Below are 20,082 nucleotides of genomic sequence, written 5' to 3'. Positions count from 1 at the left end.
CGGTGGCTTGTCGGACCCCCGTGGTGTCATTCGGAACATGTCCGCGCCGCACACCGAACTGACCCCGACCGCGCTCACCGACCCGGGCCTGCGCGGTGTGGTACGCGTGGTCGGCGGACCGGGAACCGGCAAGACCACACTGTTGACTCAGACCGCGGCCGCGCACATCGCCGCGGGGGCCGACCCGGAATCGGTTCTGCTGCTGACCGGTTCGGCCCGCCTCGGCGCCCACGCCCGCGCCGCGATCACCTCGGCCCTGCTGCAGGCCGGTGACCGGGCCGTCGTGCGTGAGCCGTTGGTGCGCACCGTGCACTCGTATGCGTTCGCGGTGCTGCGGTTGGCGGCGCAGCGCAAGGGGGACCCGCCGCCACGGCTGATCACCAGCGCCGAGCAGGACGGCATCATCCGCGAATTGCTCGCCGGTGACCTCGAGGACGGTGATCGTTCGCCGGTCAAGTGGCCGACGCAGCTGCGGCCCGCGCTGAGCACCGCCGGGTTCGCCACCGAGCTGCGCGATCTGATCGCGCGCTGCGCCGAGCGCGGCGTGGATCCGCTTGAGCTGCAACGCATCGGCCGGCTCTCGGGCCGCCCGGAGTGGTTGGCCGCGGGGCAGTTCGCCCAGGCCTACGAACAGATCATGTTGCTGCGCGCCGCAGTCGGGATGGCCGCGCCCCAGGCGACGGTGCCCGCGCTGGGGGCCGCCGAACTCGTGGGCGCGGCGTTGGAAGCCCTGGCCACCGACGCTGACCTGCTCGCCGGCGAGCGTAGCCGCATCGACCTGCTGTTGGTCGACGACGCCCAGCACCTGGATCCGCAGGCGGGCAGGCTGGTTCGGGTGCTGTCGGCCGGCGCGAACCTCACCGTCCTCGCCGGTGACCCCAATCAGTCGGTGTTCGGTTACCGCGGCGCGGACCCCGCGCTGCTGCGCGGCGAGGAACCGGCCATCACGTTGACGCGGTCGCGCCGCTGCGCCCCGGCGGTCGCGCGCGCGATCACCGGGATCGCCGAGCGGTTGCCGGGCGCCGCCGAGGCCCGTCACCTCGACGGCGCCGACGCGCCCCCCGGTTCGGTGTCGGTGCGCATCGCCGCGTCACCGCACGCGGAGTCGGCGCTGATCGCCGACGCGCTGCGCCGTGCACACCTCGTCGACGGTATGCCGTGGTCGCAGATGGCGGTGGTGGTGCGTTCGGTGCCGCGCCTGGGCGCCGCGCTGGCCCGCACGCTGTCCGCCGCGGGCGTTCCCGTGGATGTGCCCACGCCCACCGCGCCGCTGTCCGAGCAGCCCGCGGTCCAGGCGCTGCTCACCGTCCTGGAGGCGACGGTCTCCGAACTCACCGGGGCGCAGGCGCTCTCGTTGATCACCGGTCCGATTGGGCGCGTCGACCCGGTCTCGTTGCGACAGTTGCGCCGCGCACTTCGCCGCGCCGACGGGTCGGTGCCGCCTCGCGAGTTCGCCGACCTGCTCGTCGACGCGCTGCAGCGCGAACCCGAGGGCCTGTCGGCCGAACATGCGCGTCCGCTACGCCGGGTCCGGGCAGTGCTGACCGCGGCGCGGCGCAGCGCGGCAGGCGACGGCGATCCGCGCTACACCCTCTGGCAGGCGTGGCACCGCTCGGGTCTGCAGCGTCGCTGGCTGTCGGCCGCCGAGCGCGGTGGCACGGCCGGCGTCCAGGCCGATCGCGACCTCGACACCGTCACCGCGCTGTTCGACGTCGCCGAACAGTACGTGAATCGCACCGCGGGAGCATCGCTGCGCGGTCTGATCGACCACATCTCGACGCTGGGGCTGGCCACGCCGCCCCGCGACGAGGGCAATCCGCAAGAGGCGGTCGCAGTGCTCAGCGCACACGCGGCGGTGGGCCGCGAGTGGGACGTCGTCGTCATCGCCGGTGTGCAGGAAGGTCTGTGGCCCAACACCGTTCCGCGTGGCGGCGTGCTGGGCACCCAGCAACTCGTCGACGTGCTCGACGGCGTGGCCGACGCGGGCGAACGTGGCTTGTCGACCAGGGCGCCGCTGATGGCCGAGGAGCGTCGGCTGCTCATCGCGGCGATGGGCCGGGCCCGAAGCAGGCTGTTGGTGACCGCGGTCGACACCGACAGCGCCGACGAATCGATGCTGCCCTCGTCGTTCTGCCACGAGCTGGCCGCACTGGCCACCGACACCGCCCCCGGCCTCGAGATGCCGGTCAGCGCGCCGCGCCTGTTGGCGCCCGCAGCGCTCGTCGGCCGGCTGCGTTCGGTGCTGTGCGCCCCACAGGGGGCCGTGGACGAGAAGGTACGTATCTGTGCGGCGACACAATTGGCACGGCTGGCCGCAGCGGGGGTCGCCGGTGCCGACCCTGGGCAGTGGTATGCCACCACGTCGCTGTCGACCGAGGAGCCGCTGTGGGACGGTGACGGCCATACCGTGACGCTGTCCCCGTCGACCCTGCAGACGCTGCACGACTGCCCGCTGCGCTGGCTGCTCGAACGCCACGGCGGCACCGACCGACGTGACGTGCGTTCGGCGGTGGGCTCGCTGCTGCACGCCCTGCTCGCCGAGTCCGGCAGGACGGAAAGCCAACTGGTCAACGACCTCGAATCGGTGTGGGACAAGCTGCCGTTCGAGTCGGCGTGGTATTCGGCCAACGAACTGGCCCGGCACCGCGGAATGCTCTGGACGTTCGCGCAGTGGCGGACCCAGACCCGTGACGAGCTCACCGAGGTCGGCACCGAGGTCGACATCGACGGCGTCGTCGACGGTGACGGGGCGGGTGCGCAGGTGCGGATCCGCGGACGTGCCGACCGCCTGGAGCGCGACGGGGCCGGACGGCTGGTGGTGGTCGACATCAAGACCGGCAAAAGCCCGGTCACCAAGGACGATGCGCAGCGCCACGCTCAACTGGCGCTGTATCAGCTGGCGATCGCCGAAGGGCTTGTCGAGCCGGAGGCCTCACCAGGCGGCGGCCGGCTGGTGTACCTCGGCAAGACCGGCGCCGGGGGTGCGACGGAACGCGAACAGGACCCGTTGACTTCGGAGGCGCAGGCCCAGTGGCGCGAAGTGGTAGGCCAGGCCGCCGCGGCCACCCAGGGGCCGCAGTTCCTGGCGCGGGTCAACGACGGCTGCACGCATTGCCCGGTGCGGGCGATCTGCCCGGCCCAGACGAATTCGGGGGATCGGTCATGACGGCTCGCTACAGTCCCGCCGAACTCGCCTCCGCACTCGGTCTTTTCGCGCCCACCGACGAACAGGCCGCGGTGATCGAGGCGCCGCCGGGGCCTCTTGTCGTCATCGCCGGTGCCGGAGCGGGCAAGACCGAGACGATGGCGGCCAGGGTGGTGTGGCTGGTCGCCAACGGTTACGCCCGGCCCGCCGAGGTGCTCGGTCTGACGTTCACCCGCAAGGCCGCCGGGCAGCTTCTTCGCCGAGTCCGGATGCGGTTGGCCCGGCTGGCGGGTGCGGGCCTGGTCGCCGACGCGGTGGGCCCGCTCGACGATCCACCGACGGTGAGCACCTACCACGCCTTCGCCGGAAACCTGCTGCGCGAGCACGGGTTACTGCTGCCGGTCGAACCCGAGACCCGGCTGCTGAGCGAAACCGGACTGTGGCAGCTGGCGTTTCGTGTGGTGTGTGAACATCCGGCGCTGGACACCGACAAGACACCGGCGGCCATCACGTCGATGGTGCTGCGGTTGGCCGGCCAGCTGTCCGAACATCTCGTCGACACCGCCGAGCTGCGCGACACCCACGTCGAGTTGGAACGGCTGGTTCACAGCTTGCCCGCGGGGCCCTATCAGCGCGATCGCGGCCCCAGCCAGTGGCTGCTGCGGATGCTGGCCACGCAGACCGACCGCACCCAGCTGGTGCCGCTGATCGAGGAACTGCACCGGCGTATGCGCGCCGACAAGGTGATGGACTTCGGCATGCAGATGGCTTCGGCGGCCCGACTGGCCTCGGCGTTCCCTCACGTCGGTGAGCAACTGCGAGCCCGCTATCGCGTGGTGTTGCTCGACGAGTATCAGGACACCGGCCACGCCCAACGCGTCGCGTTGTCGTCGTTGTTCGGCGGGGGTGTGGACGAGGGCCTCGCGCTGACCGCGGTGGGCGACCCGATCCAGTCGATCTACGGCTGGCGCGGGGCCTCGGCCACCAATCTGCCGCGGTTCACCACCGACTTCCCGCGCGCGGACGGCAGCCCGGCGCCGACGCTGGAACTGCGGACCAGCTGGCGCAATCCACCGAGGGCGCTGCATCTGGCCAATGCGGTGTCGGCGCAGGCGCGCCGCCGGTCGGTGGCGGTGCGGGCGCTGCGACCCAAACCCGACGCCCAACCCGGCACCATCCGGTGTGCTCTGCGGTCCGACGTGGTGGCCGAACGGAACTGGGTGGCAGAGCGATTGGCGGAGATCTACCACGGTGCGCACAGCCGGGGCGCCGCGGCACCCAGCGCCGCCGTGCTGGTGCGCCGGAACGCCGACGCCGCGCCGATGGCCGATGCGCTGGTCGCACGCGGTGTCCCGGTGGAGGTCGTGGGCCTGGCGGGTCTGCTCGCGGTGCCCGAGGTCGCCGACGTGGTGGCGACGCTGCGGTTGGCGGCCGACCCGACCGCGGGCACCGCCGCGATGCGGGTGCTCACCGGCCCGCGCTGGCGGTTCGGGGGACGCGACATCTCGGCGCTGTGGCGGCGCGCGGTCGAACTCGGCCGCGGCGCAGACCCGACGCCGGCCAGTGCGGCGGACCGGATCGTGGCCGAGGCCGCCCCCGACGCCGACACCACCTGCCTGGCGGACGCGATCAGCGATCCGGGGCCCGCGACGGGATATTCGGCGGCGGGGTATGAGCGCATCGGCGCCTTGGCGCGCGAACTGTCCGCGCTGCGCGCCCATCTCACCCATCCACTGCCTGACCTGATCGCGGAGGTGCGCCGGGTCATCGGGGTGGACACCGAGGCCCGTGCCCGGCAACCGGTGTCGGCGGGCTGGTCGGGCACCGAGCATCTGGACGCGTTCGCCGACGTGGTGGCCGACTTCGCGGGCCGTCCCGGCGCGGACATCGCGGCGCTGCTGGCCTACCTGGACGCCGCCGAAGTAGTGGAGAACGGCCTGGCCCCCGCGGAGGTCAACGTCGCCGACGACCGGGTGCAGATCCTCACCATCCACGCCGCCAAGGGGCTGGAGTGGCAGGTGGTCGCCGTTCCGCACCTCAGCAGCAGGGTGTTTCCGTCCACGGCGACGACGCGGACCTGGCTGACCGACGCGGGTGACCTGCCGCCGCTGTTACGCGGCGACCGGGCCACCCTGTCCGAGCACGGGGTACCGGTGCTCGACACCTCCGACGTCACCAACCGCAAGCAGCTGTCCGACACCATCTCCGAGCACAAGAAGAGCCTCGATCAGCGCCGCATCGACGAGGAGCGCAGGCTGCTGTACGTCGCGATCACCCGTGCCGAGGACACCCTGCTGATCTCCGGCCACCACTGGGGCGCCGCCGACACCAAGCCGCGCGGCCCCTCGGAGTTCCTCGCGGAGATCAAGGAGGTCATCGAGCAGTCGGCCGCCGAGGGCGATGCCTGCGGGGTCGTCGACGAGTGGGCACCGGAGCCCGCCGCCGGTGAGCAGAACCCGCTGCGCGACAACGTCACCGAGGCGATGTGGCCGACCGACCCCGCGGGCTCGCGGCGCGACGACGTCACCCGCGGCGCCGAACTCGTCGCGTCGGCGATGACCGGTGGCCTCGACTCCGACCCCGCCGATGCCGACGGCGGCGAGAGCTGGGCATCCGACGTCGAGGCCCTGCTCGCCGAACGCGACCGCGCCGCCGACCGTCCCGCGCCTGCGCTGCCCCCACAACTGTCGGTGAGCACACTGGTGGAGTTGAGCCGTGACCCCGACGGGGTTGCGCAACGGCTGCATCGCCGGCTGCCGACCCGGCCCGACCCGCACGCCCTGCTGGGCACCGCTTTTCATGATTGGGTGCAGCGGTTCTACCACGCCGAGCGGCTTTTCGACCTGGACGATCTGCCCGGCGCCGTCGACCACGACGCCGGCGTGGCCGAACAGCTCGGCGAACTGCAGGCCGCGTTCGCGGTGTCGGTCTGGGCGGCCCGCACCCCCATCGATGTGGAGGTGCCGTTCGACATGGTCATCGGGGGCCGGGTGGTGCGCGGACGTATCGACGCCGTGTTCGCCGACGAGGACGGCGGGGCGACAGTCGTCGACTGGAAGACAGGCGATCCGCCGGACACACCGGAAGCCAAGCAGCACACCGCCATCCAGCTGGCCGTGTACCGGATCGCGTGGGCTGCGCTGCACGGTTGCCCGGTGAACTCGGTGCGCGCGGCGTTCCATTATGTGCGCAGCGGCCAGACGGTGGTCCCCGACCGGCTGCCCGACGCCGAGGAGCTGGCCGAACTGCTGGAGGCCGCCTAGGAGTTGCGGTGGATCTTGAGCGCCTCGACGATCATCGGGATCTGCAGCGGCAGACGGGCGATGGCCACGATCCGCATGGGAAGCGACTTGGCCGGGTCCCTGAACCACAGCCGCACCATGTTCACGTTGGCCGGGAACACCGAGACGAACAGCGCCGCGGCGGCCAGCGCGCCGATCCGCCTGGTCCGACGCACCAGCAGCAGAGCACCGACGGCCAACTCGGCGACCCCCGACGCGTAGGTGTAGAGGCGCGCGCTTCCGGGCAACTCCGCCGGGACGATCTCGTCGAACGGTTTGGGAGCCAGAAAATGCAGGCTGCCGATGCCGAGCAGCATCGCCGCCATCCGGTACGCCCGCGACGGTTTGACGATCTGCTGCAATTCGGCAGGGGGAGAGGCCATGGTTACATAATGACGTGCGCAGACTCGGGCCGATGACGGGTGGCTAAAGCAACGCTGAGGCGTCGACTCCGCCGGTTCGACCAGTCGCTGGACAATCTGCCGGTCCACGCGCTCACCGAGACGGTGCAGATTCCCACCGCCACGGTCAGCCCGACGCAGCGCATCGTGCGCCGGGTCATCTACGCGACGCTGGCGTTGTTCGCCGCCGTGCTGATCGTCTACATCGACCGTGACGGCTACCGCGACGTGCAGGACAACCAGCTGTCCTTCCTGGACTGCCTTTACTACGCGACGGTGTCGCTGTCGACGACGGGCTATGGCGACATCACCCCGTTCACCCCGACCGCGAGGCTGATCAACGTCCTGGTGATCACGCCGCTGCGGATCGCGTTCCTCATCGTGCTCATCGGGACGACGGTCGAAACCCTCACCACACAGTCGCGGCAGGTGTACCAGATCCAGCGATGGAGGAACAAAGTGCGCAACCACATCGTCATCGTGGGCTACGGCACGAAGGGCAGAACCGCCGCGGCCGCGCTGGTCGGCGACGAGGTGGCGCCCGCCGACATCGTGGTCGTCGACGACCAGCCCACCGCGCTGGACCGCGCCAAGAGCTCCGGACTGGTCACCGTCCGGGGTGACGCCACCAGTTCCGAGGTGCTGCGACTGGCCAGCGCCCAGCACGCCAAGGCCATCATCGTGGCGCCCAACAGCGACGACACCGCCGTGCTCGTCACGCTCACCGCCCGGGAACTGGCCCCCAAGGCCAAGATCATCGCCGCGGTACGCGAGACCGACAACCAGCATCTGCTGCGGCAGTCCGGCGCCGACTCGACGGTGGTGACCGCCGAGACCGCGGGCCGGCTGTTGGGCATCGCGGTGCAGACCCCCAGCGTGGTGGAGATGATGGAGGACCTGCTGACCCCCGACGCCGGCTTTGCGATCTCCGAACGCGAGGTCACCCCCAAGGAGGTCGGCGGATCACCGCGTCACCTCACCGACATCGTGCTCGGCGTGGTCCGCGGCGGGGACCTGCTGCGCGTCGACGACGAACGGGTCGACGCGCTGGAGTCCGGCGACCGGTTGCTCTACATCCGCAGCGCGGACGCCGACCGATGAGCTCACGCGATTTCTCGCTGCGCAACGTCCCGCTGCTGTCACGGGTCGGTGCCGACCGCGCCGACACGCTGCGCACCGACGTCGACGCGGCGATCGCCGGGTGGTCCGACGCGCTGCTGCTGCGGGTCGACCGGCGCAATCAGGTGCTGATCTCCGAGGGGCGGGTGGTTCTGGGCGATGCGGGCGTGCTCGGGGACAAACCGCCGCAGAGCGCGGTGTTCCTCGGCCGACTCGACGACGGCAGGCATGTGTGGGCCGTGCGCGCGGAGTTGGCCGCGCCCGAGGACCCCACCGCGGTCACCGAGGTGCTCGATCTGCGCCGGGCGGGCCAGATCTTCGACGACCTGAGCGCGCAACTGGTGGCCACCGCCACCGCGCTGCTCAACTGGCACGACAACGCCCGGTTCAGCACGGTCGACGGCGCACCGACACGGCCGAGCAAGGGCGGCTGGTCACGGGTCAACCCGCTCAACGGCTACGAGGAGTTTCCCCGCATCGACCCCGCGGTGATCTGTCTGATCCACGACGGCCACGACCGCGCCGTGCTGGCCCGCCAGACGCTGTGGCCGCAGCGGTTGTTCTCGCTGCTGGCCGGGTTCGTGGAGGCCGGGGAGTCGTTCGAGTCCTGCGTCGTGCGCGAGGTCGCCGAGGAGATCGGGCTGACGGTCACCGACGTCCGCTATCTGGGCAGCCAGCCCTGGCCGTTCCCCAGGTCGCTGATGGTGGGATTCCACGCCATCGGCGACCCCGAGCAGGAGTTCGCGTTTCACGACGGCGAGATCGCCGAGGCGGCGTGGTTCACCCGCGACGAGATCCGCGAGGCGCTTCAGGCCGGCGACTGGAGCGCGCAGAGTTCGTCGTCGCGGCTGTTGCTGCCGGGCTCGATCTCGATCGCGCGGGAGATCATCGAGTCCTGGGTCGCCGCCGGCTAAGACCCCCTACCCGATTTTTCGCCAAACGGACAAACGGGCGTGAAAGTGCGAGTAGGCCACGCTATTTCGTCGCTCTCGAAGAGCGCACCTATGACGCCAGTTTGGCCTTGACGTCCTTGGGGGTGGGGTTCGTCAGCGTCGACCCGTCGGCGAACTTCAGCGTCGGCACGGTCTGGTTGCCGCCGTTGACCGACGACACGAACTTCGCAGCTTCGGGGTCGGCTTCGATGTCGATCTCGGTGAAAGTGATGCCCTCGGACTCCAACACCTTCTTGAGCCTGATGCAGTAGCCGCACCACGGCGTGGTGTACATGGTCACCTGGGAAGTCACTTGCGTAGCGCTCATAGTGCCTCCAACGTATCCGACCACCCGAACATGCCCGGCCGCACGTCGGTGGATTTGTCGGTCGGCGCTGCCATGATGGAGCCCATGTCGGTAGAGGCGGCGGGCGTGCAGGGTTCACAGATCCTCGACGACCTCGACGACGAGCAGCGCGAGGCCGTCCTGGCCGCCCGCGGGCCGGTGTGCGTGCTGGCGGGCGCCGGAACGGGCAAGACCCGCACCATCACCCGCCGCATCGCCCATCTCGTCTCCTCGGGGCACGTCGCCCCCGGGCAGGTGCTCGCCGTGACGTTCACCCAGCGCGCGGCGGGCGAGATGCGCGCCCGGTTGCGTGCCCTGAGCAGCGACTGGTCCGGGGTGTCGGCCGACGCAGTTCAGGCGATGACGTTTCACGCCGCGGCCCGTCGCCAATTGTCCTACTTCTGGCCGCGTGTCGTCGGCGACACCACCTGGCAGCTGCTGGACACCAAGTTCTCGGTCGTCGCGCAGTCCGCGCACCGGGTCGGCCTGCAGGCCAGCACCGACGACGTACGCGACCTCGCCGGCGAAATCGAGTGGGCGAAGGCCTCGTTGATCACCCCGGAGGGCTATGCCGAGGAGGTCGCGCGAACCGGTCGCGACATCCCGTTCGACGCGCAGAAGGTCGCGGCCGTATACGCCGGCTACGAGACGCTCAAGACCCGCCGCGAGGGCATGACGCTGCTCGACTTCGACGACCTGCTGCTGCACACCGCGGCCGCCATCGAGAACGATCCGGCCGTCGCGCAGGAGTTCCGCGACCGGTACCGGTGTTTCGTCGTCGACGAATACCAGGACGTCACACCGCTACAGCAGCGGGTGCTCGACGCCTGGCTCGGCGACCGCGACGATCTGACCGTCGTCGGCGACGCCAACCAGACCATCTACTCGTTCACCGGCGCCAGCCCGCGCTATCTGCTCGACTTCTCCCGGCGCTTCCCCGACGCCGCGGTGGTCCGCCTGGAACGCGACTACCGGTCCACTCCGCAGGTGGTGTCGCTGGCCAACCGCGTCATCGCCGCCGCGCGCGGCAGGATGGCGGGCAGCAAGCTGCACCTGATCGGCCAGCGCGCGCCCGGTCCGGAGCCCACCTTCGCCGAACACCCCGACGAGGTCGCCGAGGCCACCGCGGCCGCCAAGAGCATCAAGCGGCTCATCGAGGCCGGTACCGAACCCGCCGAGATCGCGGTGCTCTACCGGATCAACGCTCAGTCCGAGGTCTACGAGGAGGCGCTGACCGAGGCGGGCATTCCATTTCAGGTCCGCGGCGGCGAGGGGTTCTTCAGCCGGCAGGAGATCCGCCAGGCGCTTGTCGCGTTGCAGCGGGCCGCCGAACACGACGTCGAGCACCCGCTGCCCGAGGTGGTGCGGGCGGTGCTCGAACCGCTCGGGCTGACGGCCGAGGCGCCGGCGGGCACCAAGGCGCGCGAGCGGTGGGAGGCACTGACCGCGCTGGCCGAACTCGTCGACGAGGAAGTCGCACAACGCCCGTCGCTGGATCTGCGCATGCTGCTCGCCGAGCTTCGCCAGCGCGCCGACGCCCGGCATCCACCGGTGGTGCAGGGTGTCACGCTCGCGTCGCTGCACGCCGCCAAGGGGTTGGAATGGGACGCGGTGTTTCTGGTCGGCCTGGCCGACGGCACCCTGCCGATCTCGCACGCCCTGGCCCACGGCCCCGACAGTGAGGCGGTCGAAGAGGAGCGCCGGCTGCTCTATGTCGGGATCACCAGAGCGCGAAAGCATTTGGCGTTGAGCTGGGCGTTGTCCCGCGCACCCGGCGGGCGGCAGAGCCGAAAACCGTCGCGGTTTCTCAACGGCATCGCACCGCAGTTGTCCGCCGAGCGCGCCCCCGCGCGGCCGCGCCGGTCCCGCGCTGCTCCGCCGCGCTGCCGGGTGTGCAACAGCGCGCTCACCTCGCCACCCGCGATCATGTTGCGCCGCTGCGAATCGTGCCCGTCCGATATCGACGAGGAACTGCTCGGCGCGCTCAAGGAGTGGCGATTACGCACCTCCAAGGAGATGAGCGTGCCCGCCTACGTGGTGTTCACCGACAACACGCTGATCGCCATCGCCGAGACGCTGCCCACCGACGACGCCGCTCTGGTCGCGATTCCCGGCATCGGCGCACGCAAGCTCGAGCAGTACGGCGCCGATGTCCTTGCGATGGTCAAGAGCCGCCAAACGTCGTAAAAATCGTGCCAAATGTGCAGGTCAGAAAATCGCTTGTGCGTCGTGGCTGTTACGCTTATCGTCGTCACCGCACATGTGATTCCGCGTGCGAAAGGAGGGTGTCCGAGATCATGGCCAGCATCAACGCGTTCATCGGCGTAGCCAACTCGGTCGACGGCGTCGCTGCCGGCACTGCGTGGACCCTCCCGGTTGCCGCTGCCCATCCCGCGCGCATGGCGCATGCCGCCGCGGGCGCCGCAGCCGCCATCGCGCCGCCGCGTAAGCGCCGCACCACCGCCGCGACAGGACGGTCCGTGGATCGGGGCACCATCTAGGTAAGCCCCGCAAAAGCCGAAGAGGCCACGGACCCGAAGTCACCGGATCCGTGGCCAGATTCTTTTAGAGGAATCTTTCCGACCTCCGACACCTGGTCACGGATCCCGCAGAAGACAGATGCAATCCGACGACCAGGAAGCAGAGGACTGGCCATGTCAAGCCGGACATGCCGAAAGAAGACGAAGCTGGCGGTGCCGTGTCACATCGGCGATCCCGATCTGTGGTTCGCCGAGAATCCTGCCGAGCTCGAACGCGCCAAGGCGTTGTGCGCTGGTTGCCCGATCCGCCGCGAGTGCCTGGCCGCCGCGTTGGATCGTCAAGAGCCGTGGGGAGTTTGGGGCGGCGAGATCCTCGAGCGCGGCTCGATCATCGCCCGTAAGCGTCCGCGTGGCAGGCCCCGCAAGGACACCGTGGGCAACCCGGCAGCCGCCTAGGGGTGTCGCCGAGACTGCTGAAGAGCAGTCTCGGCGGCCCGCCCGGGCTAGGCGGCTTCTTCGGCGAAACCCGGAATCAGCTCGGTGGCAAGTCTTCTGGCGGGGATGCGCGCATCGAGCTGACAAGCGATCGCGACGTTCGAGGCGATCACCCGCATCGGGATCGCCAGTTTGGCCGGGATGTCCATCTGCCGGGCGGCCTTGATCTGAGACACCGACCGGTCCATGTCGATGGCCGTCATCTTCTGCAACCATCTGCGCGTGTAGTGGAACACCTCGACCTCGAGGGGTTCGACGTACTGGCGCATCATGTCTTCCATATCCCGTTGCGACACATATTCGCCCTTCTGGACAAAACCGATGTGCTGCATGGTGGTCAACAAGTTGTCGTAGTCCTTGTTGAGCGCATAGCGCGTGGCCAGGCCGATCTCGATGGGAATGCCCCCGGGCATCGGCGCCACCGCGCCGAAGTCGATGACGCCCATCTTGCCGTCGGGCAGCAGCATGAAGTTGCCCGGATGCGCGTCGCCGTGCATCATCTCCAGCCGCCGTGGTGCGTCATAGGTCAGCTCGAATAGCCTGGCGCCCATCAGATCCCGCTGTTCCTGGGTGCCCTCGCGGATGATCACCGACATCGGAATGCCCTCGATCCATTCCTGGATCACCACCTTCGGGGCGCTGGCCACGATGTGCGGAACCAGGAAATGCTGATGTCCCGCATAGGCTTTGGCGAACGCGCGCTGGTTGTCGGCCTCCAGCCGGTAGTCCAGCTCCATCTCGGTGCGCTCGATGAGCTCGTCGACCACACCCTGCACGTCGGCGCCGGGGGAGAGCTGCTTGAGCACGCTGACCATCCGCTGCATGGTCTTCAGGTCGGCGCGCAGCGCCTCGTCGGCACCCGGGTACTGGATCTTGACCGCCACCTCGCGTCCGTCCGACCACACCGCCTTGTGCACCTGACCGATGCTGGCCGACGCCACCGGGGTGTCGTCGAAGGACGAGAACCGCTCGCGCCACTTGGTCCCCAACTGGGCGTCCAGCACGCGGTGCACCTTGGCCGCGGGCAGCGGCGGCGCCTCGCGTTGCAGCTTCGTCAGCGCTTCGCGGTAGGGCTTTCCGTACTGCTCGGGAACCGCGGCCTCCATCACCGACAGCGCCTGGCCGACCTTCATCGCCCCGCCCTTGAGCTCACCGAGCACGGTGAACAGCTGTTGGGCGGCCTTGTCCATCAGTTCGGCGTTGACCTCGTCTTTCGACTTGCCGGTCAGCCGTTTGCCGAAGCCCAACGCGGCCCGGCCGGCCATTCCGACCGGCAGGCTGGCCAGCTTGGCGTTGCGCGCGGCCCGGCCCCGCTTGATGTCACTCACGCATCCATCATCCATGACGGCGGTGCGAACGCCGCACCTACTTGGCAACGCGTGTTTTCAACACGAGCAGTGCGGGTGCCGCGACCAACGCCGCGCCACGACCGAACCGAGGTTGACGTCGAACTCCAGGGTGGTGTCCAGCGTCGGCGGCGGCCCAGCCCAATCGGCCCGGCCGCCGACGACCGCGCGGATCACCCGGTCGACCTGGTTGAGCGCCAGCGCGGCCGTCGCCAGCACCGTCGCCCGGTCGGCGCTGCCGACGGTGTCGCGTAGCTGCGCGGCCACGGCGGGCCATGCCCGGTCGCGATCGCTGCGATGAAGGTCCGCGCATCCCAGACAACTGGTCACGCCGGGGATGACCAGCGGTCCGACCAGGCCGGTGCCGTCGCGCACCCGGACGGGAAGATGCGGCACCTGGGCGGCGTGCAGGTCACGGACCAGCCGCGGATCGCACACCAGATAGTCCGCGAGCACCACCAGGTCGGTCGGCTGCGACGGCGCACCGGCGTGGGCGCGGTCGCTGCGGGTGATCCGAGCGCCCGAGCAGCGCAGCGCCCCCGCCAACAGATCCGACAGCGGTCCGCGGCCGTGGATACGCACGCAGGCGGCATGGGGCCGCCGGCTGCCGGTACGCGTGAGCACACCGGCGTCGGCCAGCGCCGTGACCAGGTCGGCGACCGACGCGGCGTCGGCGCCGTCGACGCGCGCCTGCACCTCGGCCAGCGTCACCCCGGTCTGCAACAGGCGCAGCAGCTCGGCCAGCTTGGCGGCGGTCATCCCGGGCGGTGGACGCACCAGCACCGCGCGGCGCGGATCCCACCCCACCTGCACGGCGCCGTCGGGACGCAGCAACACCGGGGTCGCCGGGTTCAGGGCAAACCGCCGCATGCGACGACTCTGCCACTGCGCGGGTCACCGCCGGCGGCAGTTATCCACAGGCTCAGGGCGTGGGGTCGTCGCCATCCTCGGAGCTGCCGGAATCGTCCTTCTCCAGATCGGCGATGGCCTGCTCGATGGCGCTGTCCATGCCGGTCGTGTCGCCGGCGATCATCCGGTCGATGAATCCGGCGGGCTCGTCGAGGTCGTCGGCGCGCGGCAGCAGGTCGGGGTGTTGCCACACCCCGTCGCGCGCATCGGCGCCCACCGCCTCGGTCAGCCGACGCCACAACACCGCGGCCTCCCGAAGCTTGCGCGGCCGCAGCTCCAGGCCGACCAGCGTCGCGAAGGTCTGCTCGGCGGGTCCGCCGGTGGCCCGTCGCCTGCGCAGCATCTCGGCCAGGGCGCCGGTGCCGGGGATGCGCTCACCCAATGCATCGGAGACGACCGTCTCCACCCAGCCCTCGATCAGGGCCAACAGCGTCTCCAGCCGCTCCAACGCGGCGGCCTGCTCGGGGGTGGCCTTCGGTTCGAAGATGCCCTGGTTGAGCAGTTGTTCCAGTTGAGAAGGATCGGTCAGGGCCGCGGGATTGAAACCCTGCGCGAGTTCCTCGATGCCGCTCATGTCGATCTTCATGCCCCTGGCGAACGCCTCGACCGCGTTGAGCAGCTGGGTGGACAGCCACGGCACGTGGCTGAACAGCCGGTGGTGCGCGGCCTCTCGCGCGGCGAGGAAGGTGATGATCTCGCTGCGCGGCTGTTCGAGCCCCTCGGACAGCGACTCGATGTTGTCGGGCAGCAGGGCGGCCACTCCCTTCGGGCCGAGCGGAAGCCCGATGTCGGTGGAGGTCATCACTTCTCGTGACAACTTGCCGAGCGCCTGACCCAGCTGTGAACCGAACGCCATCCCGCCCATCTGGGTCATCATCGACATCAGTGGGGCCGCCATGCTCGTGGCCTCTTCGGGGAGCGCCTGGCCCCACACCGCCGAAATCTGCTCGGCCACCGGATCACACAACCGCTTCCAGGTGTCCAGCGTGTTGTCGATCCAGTCGCTGGGCGTCCACGCCACGGACTTGGTGGTGCCCGCGGGCAGCGCGGTCGCACCGTCGAGCCACGTCTCGGCCAGGTGCACCGCGTCGGCGATCGCCGAGCTCGTCGACTCGGCGATGGGCGCGACGAAACCGATGGAGTTCGACGCGAGTTTGCGCGCCAGGTCGTAGTTGACCGGACCCGATGCCGTGCCGCCGGCCATCGCGCTGCCGGCGCCGCTGAACATCTCGCCGAGTCGGCTGAAGATCTGCCCCAGCTGCGACATGTCGAATTCCGAGCCGCCGGGACCGAACGGATCCGAACCCGACTCACGATCCTTTCGCTTGTCGCGCTCGGGGTCGTCCCCAGGGGAGAAGCCGAAAGGCAGGTCAGCCATGGCCTCAACGGTACTCATCGCGGCCGTCTCATGTGGCTCGGCAGGTCACGCTGAGAGTGAACCCTTACATTGGGCGACGTGAACAGGCGGATTCTGACGCTGCTCGTCGCGATCGTCCCGATCGTGGTGTTCGGGGCGTTGATGTCGATCGGGACGGTGCCCTATGTGTCGCTGGGCCCCGGACCGATGTTCGACACGCTCGGCGAGGTGGACGGCAAGCCGGTCGTCGAGATCGACGGCACCTACGTGCACCCGACGTCGGGACAGCTCAACATGACGACGGTGTCGCAGCGCGACGGGCTGACGCTGGGCCAGGCCATGGCGTTGTGGATGACCGGTCGCGAGCAGTTGGTCCCCCGCGAACTTGTGTATCCGCCCGACAAGACCAGAGACGAGATCGAGGAGGCCAACACCACCGACTTCCGCCAGTCCGAGGACAGCGCCGAATACGCCGCGCTGCACTACCTGGACTATCCGATGGCCGTATCGGTGGAATCGGTCAACGAGGACGGCCCGTCGGCGGGCAAGCTGGCCGACGGCGACGCGATCGACGCGGTCAACGGCACGCCGGTGGCCAACCTGGAGGAATTCCAGGCGCTGCTCAAGGACACCAAACCCGGCGACACCGTGGTGCTGGACTACCGGCGCAAGGACGCGCCCGCGGGTGTCGCCACCATCACGCTGGGCAAGCACCCCGAACGCGACCAGGGCTACCTGGGCATCGGGGTGCTCGACGCGCCGTGGGCGCCGTTCTCGGTCGAGTTCAACCTGGAGAAGATCGGCGGCCCGTCCGCCGGGTTGATCTTCAGCCTGGCGGTGGTGGACAAGTTGACCATCGGCGACCTCAACGGCGGCAAGTTCGTCGCCGGGACCGGCACCATCACCGGGGACGGCAAGGTCGGCCCGATCGGCGGCATCACCCACAAGGTGGTGGCGGCCCAGGAAGCCGGCGCGGACCTGTTCCTGGTGCCCGCCGACAACTGCGCGGAGGCCAGGACGGTCGACAGCAACGGCCTGGAACTGGTCAAGGTGGAGACGCTGGAGCAGGCGGTCGACGCCCTCGAGACGCTCTCCGACGGTGGTGACCGCCCCCAGTGCTGAGCTGTCGCCACCGGATTTGCGTACAGTTCGTTTGCGTACAGTTATGGCACGTCGGGTGGCGGCGTATGAATTGGTGAGACTGGAGTCAATCGAGTGGGTATGCGGCCCGCGGCAGCACGGATGCCGACACTGACACGACGCAGCCGAATTCTCATCGCGGCCGCTGTGGTCGTCGTGGTGTTGTTGTTGATCGGCCCGCGGTTGATCGACGCGTACGTGGACTGGTTGTGGTTCGGCGAACTGGGCTACCGCTCGGTGTTCACCACCGTGCTGCTGACCCGTCTGGTCGTGTTCGCCGTCGCCGCCGTGGTGATCGCGGCGATCGTGTACGCCGGGTTGGCGCTGGCCTACCGCACCCGGCCGGTGTTCGTGCCGACCAGCGGCCCCAACGACCCGGTCGCGCGGTACCGCACCGCGGTGATGACCCGGCTGCGGCTGGTCGGCATCGGCATTCCGGTGTTCATCGGCGTCCTCGCGGGCCTGGTGGCCCAGACCTACTGGAACCGCGTGCAGCTGTTTCTGCACGGCGGCAGCTTCGGCGTCGACGACCCGGAGTTCGGCAAGGATCTCGGGTTCTACGCCTTCGATCTGCCGTTCTACCGTCTGGTGTTGAGCTACCTGTTCGTCGCCGTCTTCCTGGCGTTCCTGGCGAACCTGGTGGGCCACTACCTGTTCGGCGGTATCCGGCTGTCGGGCCGGGCCGGGGCGCTGAGCCGCTCGGCGCGCATCCAGCTTGTCACGCTGGTCGGGGTCCTGATGCTGCTCAAGGCGCTGGCCTACTGGATGGACCGCTACGAGTTGCTCAGCCACACCCGCGCCGGTAAGCCGTTCACCGGTGCCGGGTACACCGACATCAACGCGGTGCTTCCGGCGAAGCTGATCCTGATGGCGATCGCCGTCATCTGCGCGGTGGCGGTGTTTTCCGCGATCGTCCTGCGCGACTTGCGGATTCCGGCCATCGGCGTGGTGCTGTTGCTGTTGTCGTCGCTGGTGGTGGGGGCGGGCTGGCCGCTGGTGGTCGAGCAGTTCAGCGTCAAACCCAACGCGGCGCAGAAGGAAAGCGAATACATCAGCCGAAGCATCGCGGCCACCAGACAGGCGTACGGGCTGACCGACGAGGTCGTCACCTACCGCAACTATCCGGGCAACGCACCGGCCACCGCCCAGCAGGTGGCCGCCGACCGGGCCACCACCTCGAACATCCGGGTGCTCGATCCGACGATCGTCAGCCCGGCGTTCACCCAGTTCCAGCAGGGCAAGAACTTCTACTATTTCTCCGACCACCTCAACATGGACCGGTACCGCGGCCGGGACGGCGAGTTGCGCGATTACGTGGTGGCCGCGCGTGAACTCAACCCGGACCGGTTGATCGACAACCAGCGCGACTGGATCAACCGGCACTCGGTCTACACCCACGGCAACGGCTTCATCGCCTCGCCGGCCAACACGGTGCGGGGCATCGCCAACGACCCCAACCAGAACGGCGGCTACCCCGAGTTCCTGGTCAACGCCGTGGGCCCCGACGGCAACATCAACCAGGGCCCCGCGCCGCTGGACCAGCCGCGCATCTACTACGGCCCGGTGATCTCCAACACTCCGGCCGACTACGCGATCGTCGGCGAGAACGGCCCGCCACGCGAGTACGACTTCGAGACCAACACCGAGACCCGCAATTACACCTACACCGGCAAAGGTGGCGTGGCGGTCGGCAACTGGCTGGCGCGCAGCGTGTTCGCCGCCAAGTTCGCCGAGCGAAACTTCCTGTTCTCCAACGTGATCGGCGAGAACAGCAAGATCCTGTTCAACCGGGCCCCGTCGGATCGGGTGGAGGCGGTGGCGCCGTGGCTGACCACCGACACCACCGTGTACCCGGCGATCGTGAACAAACGGATGGTGTGGATCGTCGACGGCTACACCACCCTGGACAACTACCCGTACTCCCAGCTGACCACGCTGTCGAGCGCGACCGCCGACTCCAACGAAGTGGCGATCAACCGGTTGCAGCCCGACAAGCAGGTGTCCTACATCCGCAACTCGGTGAAAGCCACCGTCGACGCCTACGACGGCACGGTGACGCTCTACGCCCAGGACGAGTCGGACCCCGTGCTGCAGGCCTGGATGAAGGTGTTTCCCGACACCATCAAGCCCAAGAGCGACATCTCGCCCGAACTGCAGGAGCATCTGCGCTACCCCGAGGATCTGTTCAAGGTGCAGCGCGCGCTGCTGGCCAAGTACCACGTCAACGATCCGGTGACGTTCTTCTCGACGTCGGATTTCTGGGACGTTCCGCTCGACCCGAACCCGACCGCGAGCAGCTTCCAGCCGCCGTACTACATCGTGGCGAAAAACCTTGCCACCGAGGATAAGTCGGCTTCGTTCCAGCTCACCAGCGCGATGAACCGGTTCCGCCGCGACTTCCTGGCGGCCTACATCAGCGCCAGCTCCGACCCGGACACCTACGGCAAGCTGACCGTGCTGACCATCCCGGGTCAGGTCAACGGCCCGAAGCTGGCGTTCAACGCGATCAGCACCGACACCGCGGTCAGCCAGGACCTCGGCGTGATCGGTCGGGACAACCAGAACCGCATCCGGTGGGGCAACCTGCTGACCCTGCCGGTCGGCGAGGGCGGCCTGCTCTATGTCGCGCCGGTGTACGCCTCGCCGGGCACCAGCGACGCCGCCTCGTCGTATCCGCGGCTGATCCGGGTGGCGATGATGTACAACGACAAGGTCGGCTACGGCCCGACGGTGCGCGATGCGCTCATCGAACTGTTCGGCCCGGGGGCCGACGCCACCGCCACCGGTCCCGCGCCGGCCGGGACGCTCAGTGGGGCTCCGGAGGCCGCACCCGCCACCGACGGCGAGTCGCCCGCGGCGCAACCGCCCGCCGAGCAGTCCGTTCCGCAGACACCCGCTCCCGCTGCGGCGTCACCGGGCGTCCCGACCCAGCTGTCGGGCGCCAAAGCCGCCGCGCTCCAAGAGGTCAACACCGCCCTCGACGGGCTGCGCCAAGCTCAGCAGGGCGGCAACTTCGCCGAGTTCGGCGAGGCGCTGCAACGTCTCGACGATGCGATGGAGAAATACCAGTCGGCTCGCTAACCCTGCGCGGGCGACCGCTAATGTGCGTCGATACACCGTCGAAGACGCAC

The 20,082-nt window shown here is 69.3% G+C and carries 14 protein-coding genes; 9 read left to right on the top strand and 5 right to left on the bottom strand.

Going from position 1 to position 20,082, the window contains the following annotated elements:
- The first annotated feature begins 37 nt into the window (after positions 1-37).
- The gene (locus tag ABQE89_RS07245; RefSeq protein ID WP_448415571.1) at positions 38-3,166 is read left to right on the top strand and encodes an ATP-dependent helicase; all 3,129 of its coding nucleotides are present in this window, start codon (positions 38-40) and stop codon (positions 3,164-3,166) included.
- Positions 3,163-6,408 (top strand): ATP-dependent helicase, encoded by a 3,246-nt coding sequence (locus tag ABQE89_RS07240; RefSeq protein ID WP_448415569.1) that lies wholly within the window; start codon positions 3,163-3,165, stop codon positions 6,406-6,408. Before ABQE89_RS07245 ends, ABQE89_RS07240 begins: the two co-directional genes overlap by 4 nt.
- On the opposite strand, the gene ABQE89_RS07235 is transcribed toward ABQE89_RS07240, so the two are convergent.
- The gene (locus tag ABQE89_RS07235) at positions 6,405-6,809 is read right to left on the bottom strand and encodes a DoxX family protein (protein WP_448415567.1); all 405 of its coding nucleotides are present in this window, start codon (positions 6,807-6,809) and stop codon (positions 6,405-6,407) included. The two genes, ABQE89_RS07240 and ABQE89_RS07235, sit on opposite strands and share 4 nt — an antisense overlap.
- Positions 6,810-6,848: 39 nt before the next feature.
- Between ABQE89_RS07235 and ABQE89_RS07230 the strand changes: the two genes are divergently transcribed.
- Together ABQE89_RS07230 and nudC are read left to right on the top strand one after the other, a co-directional pair.
- Complete coding sequence (locus ABQE89_RS07230; RefSeq protein ID WP_448415565.1) at positions 6,849-7,928, top strand: potassium channel family protein; 1,080 nt, start codon at positions 6,849-6,851, stop codon at positions 7,926-7,928.
- A complete protein-coding gene (gene nudC, locus ABQE89_RS07225) occupies positions 7,925-8,860 on the top strand; it encodes an NAD(+) diphosphatase (RefSeq protein ID WP_448415563.1) in 936 nt (311 codons plus the stop codon). Before ABQE89_RS07230 ends, nudC begins: the two co-directional genes overlap by 4 nt.
- Positions 8,861-8,948: 88 nt before the next feature.
- Here the strand turns inward: nudC and ABQE89_RS07220 are convergent, their stop codons facing one another.
- Positions 8,949-9,206, bottom strand: coding sequence for a mycoredoxin (locus ABQE89_RS07220; protein ID WP_448415561.1), 258 nt, complete (start codon positions 9,204-9,206; stop codon positions 8,949-8,951).
- Between the two features lie 75 nt (positions 9,207-9,281).
- Between ABQE89_RS07220 and ABQE89_RS07215 the strand changes: the two genes are divergently transcribed.
- The 3 genes from ABQE89_RS07215 (at position 9,282) to ABQE89_RS07205 (ending at position 12,160) form a co-directional block, all read left to right on the top strand.
- A complete protein-coding gene (locus ABQE89_RS07215; RefSeq protein WP_448415703.1) occupies positions 9,282-11,411 on the top strand; it encodes an ATP-dependent DNA helicase UvrD2 in 2,130 nt (709 codons plus the stop codon).
- Between the two features lie 110 nt (positions 11,412-11,521).
- A complete protein-coding gene (locus tag ABQE89_RS07210) occupies positions 11,522-11,725 on the top strand; it encodes a hypothetical protein (RefSeq protein ID WP_448415559.1) in 204 nt (67 codons plus the stop codon).
- 153 nt (positions 11,726-11,878) lie between these two features.
- Positions 11,879-12,160, top strand: coding sequence for a WhiB family transcriptional regulator (locus ABQE89_RS07205; RefSeq protein WP_448415557.1), 282 nt, complete (start codon positions 11,879-11,881; stop codon positions 12,158-12,160).
- 47 nt (positions 12,161-12,207) lie between these two features.
- Here the strand turns inward: ABQE89_RS07205 and ABQE89_RS07200 are convergent, their stop codons facing one another.
- Genes ABQE89_RS07200 through ABQE89_RS07190 form a run of 3 tightly spaced genes read right to left on the bottom strand, consistent with a single transcriptional unit; the run spans position 12,208 to position 15,832 of the window.
- Positions 12,208-13,542: a macrolide-binding ATPase MABP-1 gene (locus ABQE89_RS07200; protein WP_448415555.1), complete on the bottom strand. Its 1,335-nt coding sequence runs from the start codon at positions 13,540-13,542 to the stop codon at positions 12,208-12,210.
- Positions 13,543-13,584: 42 nt separating this feature from the next.
- Positions 13,585-14,415, bottom strand: coding sequence for a bacteriocin biosynthesis cyclodehydratase domain-containing protein (locus ABQE89_RS07195; protein WP_448415553.1), 831 nt, complete (start codon positions 14,413-14,415; stop codon positions 13,585-13,587).
- Positions 14,416-14,467: 52 nt separating this feature from the next.
- A complete protein-coding gene (locus tag ABQE89_RS07190; protein ID WP_448415551.1) occupies positions 14,468-15,832 on the bottom strand; it encodes a zinc-dependent metalloprotease in 1,365 nt (454 codons plus the stop codon).
- Between the two features lie 78 nt (positions 15,833-15,910).
- Between ABQE89_RS07190 and ABQE89_RS07185 the strand changes: the two genes are divergently transcribed.
- Together ABQE89_RS07185 and ABQE89_RS07180 are read left to right on the top strand one after the other, a co-directional pair.
- A complete protein-coding gene (locus ABQE89_RS07185; RefSeq protein ID WP_448415549.1) occupies positions 15,911-16,933 on the top strand; it encodes a YlbL family protein in 1,023 nt (340 codons plus the stop codon).
- Positions 16,934-17,026: 93 nt separating this feature from the next.
- Positions 17,027-20,032, top strand: a complete 3,006-nt coding sequence (locus ABQE89_RS07180) for a UPF0182 family protein (protein ID WP_448415547.1) — start codon at positions 17,027-17,029, stop codon at positions 20,030-20,032.
- Positions 20,033-20,082 lie beyond the last annotated feature (50 nt).

This window comes from Mycolicibacterium sp. XJ1819 (genome assembly GCF_053483675.1).
The sequence above is the reverse complement of the archived record's forward strand: the minus strand, read 5'-3'. Positions and strand labels throughout refer to the sequence as shown.

Excerpts from the sequence above, each read along its gene's own strand:
- ABQE89_RS07215 (WP_448415703.1), top strand. The coding sequence starts at position 9,282 with ATGGAGCCCATGTCGGTAGAGGCGGCGGGCGTGCAGGGTTCACAGATC.
- ABQE89_RS07245 (WP_448415571.1), top strand. The coding sequence starts at position 38 with ATGTCCGCGCCGCACACCGAACTGACCCCGACCGCGCTCACCGACCCG.
- ABQE89_RS07240 (WP_448415569.1), top strand. The coding sequence starts at position 3,163 with ATGACGGCTCGCTACAGTCCCGCCGAACTCGCCTCCGCACTCGGTCTT.
- ABQE89_RS07235 (WP_448415567.1), bottom strand. The coding sequence starts at position 6,809 with ATGGCCTCTCCCCCTGCCGAATTGCAGCAGATCGTCAAACCGTCGCGG.
- ABQE89_RS07195 (WP_448415553.1), bottom strand. The coding sequence starts at position 14,415 with ATGCGGCGGTTTGCCCTGAACCCGGCGACCCCGGTGTTGCTGCGTCCC.
- nudC (WP_448415563.1), top strand. The coding sequence starts at position 7,925 with ATGAGCTCACGCGATTTCTCGCTGCGCAACGTCCCGCTGCTGTCACGG.
- ABQE89_RS07200 (WP_448415555.1), bottom strand. The coding sequence starts at position 13,542 with ATGGATGATGGATGCGTGAGTGACATCAAGCGGGGCCGGGCCGCGCGC.
- ABQE89_RS07220 (WP_448415561.1), bottom strand. The coding sequence starts at position 9,206 with ATGAGCGCTACGCAAGTGACTTCCCAGGTGACCATGTACACCACGCCG.
- ABQE89_RS07190 (WP_448415551.1), bottom strand. The coding sequence starts at position 15,832 with ATGGCTGACCTGCCTTTCGGCTTCTCCCCTGGGGACGACCCCGAGCGC.
- ABQE89_RS07210 (WP_448415559.1), top strand. The coding sequence starts at position 11,522 with ATGGCCAGCATCAACGCGTTCATCGGCGTAGCCAACTCGGTCGACGGC.
- ABQE89_RS07205 (WP_448415557.1), top strand. The coding sequence starts at position 11,879 with ATGTCAAGCCGGACATGCCGAAAGAAGACGAAGCTGGCGGTGCCGTGT.